This window comes from Elioraea rosea, assembly GCF_007644105.1.
Classification (GTDB): domain Bacteria; phylum Pseudomonadota; class Alphaproteobacteria; order Acetobacterales; family Acetobacteraceae; genus Elioraea_A; species Elioraea_A rosea.
Map to the genome: position 1 here is coordinate 76,831 of NZ_VFAC01000018.1, position 6,991 is coordinate 83,821.

The following is a 6,991-nucleotide window of genomic DNA, read 5'->3' on the forward strand; positions in this document are numbered from 1 at the left end:
CTCATTCGCGACAGAGTGCGGCGACGCGCGCAGGGTCGACCGTCACGGCGTGGTCGAGCGGGCCGTGGCCGCCGCCATAGCCCGGCGCGGAGGCCATCGCGAGAAGCACGTAGTGCCGCGCGCGGATGACCGCCTCGCGCAGCGCCATCCCCTGCGCGAGCCCCGCGGCGATGGCCGAGGCGAGGGTGCAGCCCGTGCCATGGGTGTGTCGCGTCTCGATGCGCGGGCTCGAGAAGGCTTCCGCGCCATCGGACGTCACCAGCAGGTCGGTCACCCGCTCGCCGGAGAGGTGGCCGCCCTTCAGGAGCACAGCCTTCGGCCCGAGCGCGAGAAGCGCCGCGCCGACACGGCGCATGTCTCCCTCGTCGAGGATCGCCTGGCCCGAAAGCGCCTCGGCTTCCGGAACGTTCGGCGTCAGCACCGAGGCGAGAGGCAGGAGCGACGCCTTGAGCGCCGAGACCGCGCTCTCCTCGAGAAGCCTGTGCCCGCCCTTGGCGACCATCACGGGGTCGACCACGAAGGGGATGCCGGGCAGGCGCGTCGCCACCTCCTCGGCCACCGCCTCGATCACGGGGGCATCGTGCAGCATGCCCGACTTCACCGCGTCCACCCCGAGATCGGCGATCACCACGCCCATCTGCTCGCGGATGAAGGCGGGGGGGATGGGGAACACGCCGGAGACGCCTTCGGTGTTTTGCGCGGTCAGCGCCGTGATCGCCGTCATGGCGAAGGCGCCGAGCGCGGTCACTGCCTTGATGTCCGCCTGGATGCCCGCGCCGCCGCCGGAATCGGAGCCCGCGACGATCAGGACGCGTCCCTTCATCGCGCGCTATTCCGCGGCATGCGCGACGTGGCGCTCGATGAACCCCGAGAGATCGTCGACCACGCGCGCGACCAGCCCCTCGTCCTCGGCCTCCGCCATTACGCGGATCAGCGGCTCCGTGCCCGACTTGCGGATGAGCAGCCGCCCCCGGCCCTCGAGCGCGGCCTCCGCATCGGCGATCGCTTCCTTCACCGGCGCGAGGCCGAGCGGCGAGGCACCGGCGAAACGCACGTTGCGCAGCTTCTGCGGCATCGGGGTGAACTGCCGGCACACCTCCGAGGCCGCCTTGCCGGATGCGACGACCGCGGCAAGCGCCTGCAACGCTGCAACCAGCCCGTCGCCCGTCGTCGAGAAGTCGGACAGGATCATGTGGCCCGACTGTTCGCCGCCGACATTGTAGCCGCCCGCGCGCATCGCCTCGGCGACGTAACGGTCACCCACCTGGGTGCGGTGGAGGGAGAGGCCCCGCTGCTCGAGGAAACGCTCGAGCCCCATGTTGCTCATCACGGTTGCGACGATTCCGCCGCCGCGGAGCTGGCCGGCCTCGGCCCATTGCGCGGCGATCAGCGCGAGAAGCTGGTCGCCGTCGATCTCGGCACCCTTCTCGTCGGCAAGGATCAGCCGGTCGGCATCGCCGTCGAGCGCGATGCCGAGATCGGCGCCGTGGGCGAGCACGGCCGCGCGCATCGTCTCCGGCTTGGTGCTGCCGCAGCCCTCGTTGATGTTGAACCCGTCGGGTGCCACGCCGAGGCGGATCACCTCCGCGCCGAGCTCGGCGAGGATCGTGGGTGCCACCTTGTAGGCGGCGCCGTTGGCGCAATCGACGACGATGCGGAGCCCATCGAGCCGGAGGCCGCGCGGGAAGGAGGCCTTGGCGGTCTCGATGTAGCGGCCGGCTGCGTCCTCGATGCGGCGTGCGCGGCCGAGGTCGCGCGGGTCGGCGAGCCGCTCGGGAAGGGCCGCGTCGTCCATCATGGCCTCGATCTCGAGCTCCATGTCGTCCGACAGCTTCCAGCCATCGGGGCCGAACAGCTTGATGCCGTTGTCCTCGAAGCTGTTGTGGCTTGCCGAGACCATGACCCCGAGATCGGCGCGCATCGAGCGCGTGAGCATCGCGATCGCGGGCGTCGGCAGCGGCCCGACCAGGATCACGTCGAGCCCGACAGAGACGAACCCGGCCGTGAGCGCGGGCTCGATCATGTAGCCCGAAAGCCGCGTGTCCTTGCCGATGACCACGACGGGCCGATGCCCGCCGCCGGCGGTGCGGCGGAACAGGAGCCCTGCCGCCTGGCCGAGCCGCAGCCCCGTGCCAGGCGTCATCGGCGGCGTGTTGGCCTTGCCGCGTATCCCATCCGTCCCGAAAAGGCGCCTGCGACGCGCCGCCTCGGCATCCTTCGCTTTGGCGTTACCCATGACTGTTCCTCGACCTTGCTGCGACGCCAGGCCCGACCCCCACGCCCCTATCCTACGGCCTCAGCCGGGCTGCGATCCATCCCGGGAGATTCGGCCGCCCCCGCGCAGGCGATGGCCCGCCAGATGGCAAGCGCCTGCACGGTCTCGCCCACATCGTGGACGCGAATGATTGACGCTCCGCAACCGACCGCGGCCAGCGCGGCGGCGAGGCTTCCGGGAAGGCGCCTCGCCGCATCGGGCTCGTTGCCGTAGAGGCCGATGAAGCTCTTGCGCCAGACGCCGACGAGGACCGGGCAGCCGAGCCCGTGCAGCACCGGCAGCCTGGCAAGGAGCTCGAGATTCTGCGCCGGCGTCTTGGCGAAGCCGATGCCGGGGTCGAGCACGATCCGAGCCCGGGCGATTCCGGCCGCCTCGGCCGCCGCCACGCGGGCGGCAAGCTCCTCGGCGACGTCGAGCGCAACGTCGCGGTAGCGGGTGAGCGCGCGCATCGTCGCCGGCGTGCCACGCATGTGCATGAGGATGACCGGGCAACCCGCTTCGGCGACGACGCCGGCGGCCCCGGGGTCATGGGCGAGCGCGCTCACGTCGTTGATGATCGACGCCCCCGCCGCCAGCGCCGCCCGCATCGTCGCGGCGTTCCTCGTATCGACGCTGACCGGCCCGCCCGGCGCGAGCGCGGCGATCACGGGAAGGATCCGCGCCTGCTCCTCCTCCGGCGGCACGGGCGCCGAGCCGGGGCGCGTGCTCTCTCCGCCGATGTCGAGGAGATCGGCGCCGGCCGCGCGCATCGCCTCGCCCGCGGCGATCGCCGCCCCTGCCTCGAAGAATCGGCCGCCATCGGAGAAGCTGTCCGGCGTGACGTTGATCGTGCCCATCACAAGCGGGCGGTCGGCGGCCAGTCCGGGAACAAGGGGCGTGCGGGGCGAGGCGATCGCGGCCAGAGACGCTGCGGCCTCGCCCGGCGGGTCGGCTGCGTCGAATACCGAAACGGCGTCGCCGTGCTCGCCGCGCGTCCAGAGCCGCGCGAAGCGGAAACCGAGCCCCGTTCCGCCGACGGCGATCGCCCCGGGCGGTGCGAGGTGCCGCGGGGCGAGGCCGATCGGTTCGACGAGGTGGCGCGGGAGGGAGTTTCCCCCCAACGCGGTGGGCCTCAGCCGTTCGGCTGGGGTGCCGGCCCGAGCCCGCCCGGCGCGCCGCCCGATTTCGGGATGCGACCGGTCGTCGGGACGGAGGAGCGGCGAAGATCGGGCGCGGGCGTCTCGTCCGCCGGCTTGCGGACGATCGGCTCACCTGCGAGCAGGCCCCTGATCTCGTCGCCCGAGAGCGTCTCGAACTCGAGCAGAGCCTTGGCGATCGTGTCCAGCCCATCGCGGCGTTCCGTCACGACCCGGACGGCCGTGTCGTAGGCCTCGTCGATGATGCGCTTGATCTCGCCGTCGATCGCCTGCGCGGTTGCCTCCGAGAGGTTCTTCGACTGGGTGACGGAATGGCCGAGGAAGACCTCCTGGCTGTTCTCGCCATAGGCGATCATGCCGAGCTTGTCCGACATGCCCCACTCGGTGACCATCCGGCGGGCCTGGTCGGTCGCCATCTTGATGTCGCCGGCGGCGCCGTTGCTGACCCGGTCGGCACCGAACACGACCTCCTCCGCCGCGCGGCCGCCCATCGCCATCGCGAGCTCCTGCAGGAGCTTCGACTTGTGCTTGGAGTAGCGGTCGCCCTCCGGCAGGGACATGACGAGGCCGAGCGCCCGGCCGCGGGGAATGATCGTCGCCTTGTGCACGGGGTCGCACTCGGGCATCGAGAAGGCGACGAGGGCGTGGCCGGCCTCGTGATAGGCGGTCATGCGCTTCTCCTCGTCGCTCATGACGAGGCTCTTGCGCTCGACGCCCATGAGCACCTTGTCCTTCGCCGCCTCGAACTCGGCATGGCCGACGACGCGCTTGCCGTTTCGCGCGGCAAGCAGGGCTGCCTCGTTCACGAGGTTGGCGAGGTCGGCACCCGAGAAGCCCGGCGTGCCGCGCGCGATGGTCTTGGGGTTCACGTCGGCTGCGAGCGGCACCTTCTTCATGTGCACGGAGAGGATCTTCTCGCGCCCGTTCACGTCCGGGTTCGGCACAACGACCTGGCGGTCGAACCGGCCGGGGCGGAGCAGGGCCGGGTCGAGCACGTCGGGGCGGTTGGTGGCCGCAATCAGGATTACGCCCTCGTTGCTCTCGAACCCGTCCATCTCCACGAGCAACTGGTTCAGCGTCTGCTCGCGCTCGTCGTTGCCGCCGCCGAGGCCCGCGCCCCGATGGCGGCCGACGGCGTCGATCTCGTCGATGAAGATGATGCAGGGGGCGTTCTTCTTGCCCTGCTCGAACATGTCGCGCACCCGCGAGGCGCCGACGCCGACGAACATCTCGACGAAGTCCGAGCCCGAGATGGTGAAGAACGGCACGTTCGCCTCGCCGGCGATGGCGCGGGCGAGCAGTGTCTTGCCGGTGCCGGGGGGGCCGACGAGCAGCACGCCCTTGGGGATCTTGCCGCCGAGGCGCTGGAACTTCTGCGGGTCGCGCAGGAAGTCGACGATCTCCTGCAGCTCGCCCTTCGCCTCGTCGATGCCGGCGACGTCGTCGAAGGTCACGCGGCCCTGCTTCTCCGTGAGCAGGCGCGCGCGCGACTTGCCGAAGCCCATCGCCCGCCCGCCGCCGGACTGCATCTGGCGCATGAAGAAGATCCAGACGCCGATGAGCAGAAGCATCGGGAACCAGGAGAGCAGGTAGTGGAAGAGCGGGTTGACGTCGCTCTCCTCCGGCTTGGCCTCCACGCGCACGCCGCGGTCGGTCAACCGCTGGACGACGTTGTTGCCGTCCGGCAGGTAGGTCTGGAAGCTCGTGCCGTTGCTGAGGCGGCCCGAGACGACGCGGCCCTGGATGGTCACGTCACGCACCTGCCCGCCATCGACCTCACGGATGAAGTCGCTGTAGGGCACCTGCGTCGCCATGCTGCGCTGGCCGGAGGGCTGGAACAGGTTGAACAGCGCCACCAGCAGCAACAGGATGAAGACCCAGAGGGCGAGGTTGCGTCCGAAATTGCTCACGCGCGCGGTCTCTCCTAAGGCCACCTGACCCGACAGCCCCACCCCGGCCTCGGGTTTCCCGATCGTCCGGTCAGGGGCGCTCCGCCAGGCGGCACGCCATCAGGACCGGCAGGGCCGATCCATCGTGCTAGAGATGGTGCGGTCGGCACGGCGTCCAATCCCTCCGCCGCAAGCGGCATCGCGCCGCCGGTCGAGCCATCTCTCGCGCGGTCAGCATACAGGAGCCCGGCGGGCTCGGCCACCGCCGCGACTCGGCGTCGTTCGGCGGTCACGCGCCATCGCGGGCCGCGTCGCCGCAACACGCATCCGCCGAGCGTGAAGGCCGGCTCGCTCTCGAGCTTCAGTGCAGCAGCGGCAAGCGTGCGCCCTCGTGGCGCCGTGAGGCGCCCGGCCAGGCCCGCGCACGCGGCAGCGAGTGCCGCGGCGCGAAGAGGCGGCGGGGCGGAGGCAAGGATCGCATGGTCGAGCGCCAGGCCACCGCCTGGAAGGAGCGAGGCCGCGCGGGCGAGCAGGGCGGTGACCTCCCCCGCACGGGCCTCCTCCTCCCGTCGCCGATACGCAGCGACCGCCGCGAGCGCGGCGACGGCCGCCCCCTCGCCGTCACGATCGGCCATCCCCCGGCGAAGCCGCGCGCGCATCCCCGCCGTGTCGTTGCTCGGATCGTCGATCCAGCCCTGGCGGTGCCGCTCAAGCACCGCCTTGAGCTCGCGCGGCGTTGCCCCGAGCAGGGGGCGGAGCAGCCTCACGCTGCCGGCATGGCGGACAGGCGCCATGCCGCCGAGCCCAGCCGTTCCGGTTCCCGCAAGGGCGCGCATCAGCACGGTCTCAGCCTGGTCGGACCGGTGGTGGGCAAGCAGGAGATGGAGCGCCCCGGCCTCGGCGCAGGCAGCCTCGAGCGCCGCATGCCGGGCCGCGCGAAGCCGCGCCGCGCTCGGCCCGGTGCCTGGCGGCAGGCGACGGATGTGCGCGGCGAGACCGTGTCGCCTGGCCCAGGCAGCTGCGAGGCGCGCCTCGGTTGCGGCCGCCGGTCGCACCCCATGGTCGAGGATCAGCGCGATCGCCTCGCCCCCCCGCGCGCGCGCCCAAGCGCCGGCAAGCAGAGCGAGGGCGAGGCTGTCGGGACCGCCGGACAGGGCGATGGCGAGGCGCGGGGCATCCTCCCATCCGCCCGCCTCCGCCATCGCTTCGGCGAAGCGGGCGGCGGCGCGCTCAGCAGCGCAGCCGCTGCCGCTCACGGTCGAGCCCCTCGCGCACATCGGGCTTGAGGCTGGTTGCGTGCTGCGAGGCGAGCCGGGCGAGCACCTCGCAGGCCGCGGCACGCTCGTTCAGTGCGCCGAGCGACTGGCCGAGGCGGAGCTGGGCATCCTGCTGCGCATTGCCCGACAGGCGTCGCTGAGCGTCGTCGAAGGCGAGCGCCGCCTGGGCATAGTCGCGCCGCGCATAGAAGGCCTCGCCGCGGATCTGGTGCGCTTCGCCCACCCGGTTGTCGCGCGGATAGGCGGAGAGGAACAGGTTCGCCTCGCGCTCCGCGCCCGCCCAGTCCTGACGGCGGGCTGCCGCCTGCGCGTCGGTCAGGATCGCCTGGGCGCTGCGCTGAGCGGGTGCTGCCGGCGGTGCCGCCGGCGGGCGGGGAAGCGCGGCCTGCTGGCCGCCCTGGGCGGGCGCCGCCC

Annotated in this window: 5 protein-coding genes and 1 pseudogene; all 6 read right to left on the bottom strand. The window is 72.1% G+C overall.

The window, feature by feature from the left end:
- Position 1: 1 nt before the first annotated feature.
- Positions 2 to 823, bottom strand: a complete 822-nt coding sequence (thiD, locus tag FIF60_RS12615) for a bifunctional hydroxymethylpyrimidine kinase/phosphomethylpyrimidine kinase (RefSeq protein WP_144186438.1) — start codon at positions 821 to 823, stop codon at positions 2 to 4.
- A gap of 6 nt (positions 824 to 829) precedes the next feature.
- Positions 830 to 2,236, bottom strand: coding sequence for a phosphoglucosamine mutase (glmM, locus tag FIF60_RS12620; RefSeq protein WP_144186439.1), 1,407 nt, complete (start codon positions 2,234 to 2,236; stop codon positions 830 to 832).
- A 47-nt stretch (positions 2,237 to 2,283) separates the two neighbouring features.
- Entirely contained in the window at positions 2,284 to 3,375 is a 1,092-nt protein-coding gene (gene folP, locus FIF60_RS12625) for a dihydropteroate synthase (protein ID WP_239451606.1), read from the bottom strand.
- Positions 3,376 to 3,386: 11 nt separating this feature from the next.
- Positions 3,387 to 5,321, bottom strand: a complete 1,935-nt coding sequence (ftsH, locus tag FIF60_RS12630; RefSeq protein ID WP_144186440.1) for an ATP-dependent zinc metalloprotease FtsH — start codon at positions 5,319 to 5,321, stop codon at positions 3,387 to 3,389.
- Between the two features lie 14 nt (positions 5,322 to 5,335).
- A complete protein-coding gene (gene tilS / locus FIF60_RS12635) occupies positions 5,336 to 6,556 on the bottom strand; it encodes a tRNA lysidine(34) synthetase TilS (protein ID WP_158639194.1) in 1,221 nt (406 codons plus the stop codon).
- Positions 6,531 to 6,991, bottom strand: a pseudogene (locus tag FIF60_RS21600) (hypothetical protein); the annotation flags it as partial. The gene tilS and the pseudogene FIF60_RS21600, both read right to left, overlap by 26 nt.

Bases quoted from the DNA above. Each gene is read 5' to 3' on its own strand.
- glmM (WP_144186439.1), bottom strand. From the start codon at position 2,236: ATGGGTAACGCCAAAGCGAAGGATGCCGAGGCGGCGCGTCGCAGGCGC.
- thiD (WP_144186438.1), bottom strand. From the start codon at position 823: ATGAAGGGACGCGTCCTGATCGTCGCGGGCTCCGATTCCGGCGGCGGC.